Below are 746 nucleotides of genomic sequence, written 5' to 3'. Positions count from 1 at the left end.
TGGGGTTTCGGTTTGTTCAGGCTCGTTCGGCGTCACATCTACTGCAGAGATAGCCTTATTCGAGCCTGTGGCTGTGTTGCCTACAGGATCGGTCAAGGTAGCGGTGACAACGGTTTCTGTACCCGGCTCGGTCGGTTTAACAGTTACTGTGATGCTGCCTTGTGCAATGTCTTCTTCGGTCAAGACATAGTCGTTCATTGATACATCTGGAGTATTTGCATCAACCTTATCTTTGTTCAGCACGTTGCCGTCTTGATCTACAACAGTCAGCTTGTCGCCGGCTTTGGCGGTAGGCGGCAGGGAAACTGTGGCTGTCGTTACGCCGTTGTTGACATCGCTAGGCTCGATTCTGCCGTTGTCTTTGGCGATGGAAACAATCGGAGCATCGATTTCGGCATCTACGGTTGCGCTATCTTCGCCGGTATTGCCTTCATTACCTGCAGCATCAATGAATTGCGCGGTTACTTTAATCTCGCCTGTAGTCGGAATATCCACTACATTCGGGAAAGTGTAAGTACCGCTTGCGGCTTCTTCCGCAGTCAGCGGATGACGTGCGATTTCGTTGCCGTCTGAATCTTTCAATACAACGATATCGCCGGCATTTGCGCCGCTGAAGTTTACGGTAATATCAGACTTGCTGTCGGTATCCGCATCTTTTTCTGCTTTGTTGATGATGCCGTCGTTGTTGCTATCGGCTACAATCACTACGCCGTTATCGGTATTAAAGTTAGCGCCCGGAGCGGTAG

1 protein-coding gene is annotated in these 746 nt (G+C 50.3%); it reads right to left on the bottom strand.

Going from position 1 to position 746, the window contains the following annotated elements; all coding sequences use genetic code 11:
* The coding region (locus tag BDE01S_RS10865; RefSeq protein WP_218015880.1) for a hypothetical protein at positions 1–705 on the bottom strand (705 nt) is incomplete at its 3' end.
* Between the last annotated feature and the right edge of the window lie 41 nt (positions 706–746).

This window comes from Bergeriella denitrificans NBRC 102155 (assembly GCF_001592185.1).
In the GTDB taxonomy this organism is placed as follows: Bacteria; Pseudomonadota; Gammaproteobacteria; order Burkholderiales; family Neisseriaceae; genus Neisseria; species Neisseria denitrificans.
Note: the sequence above shows the minus strand (reverse complement) of the source record. Positions and strands in the feature narration are given on the sequence as shown.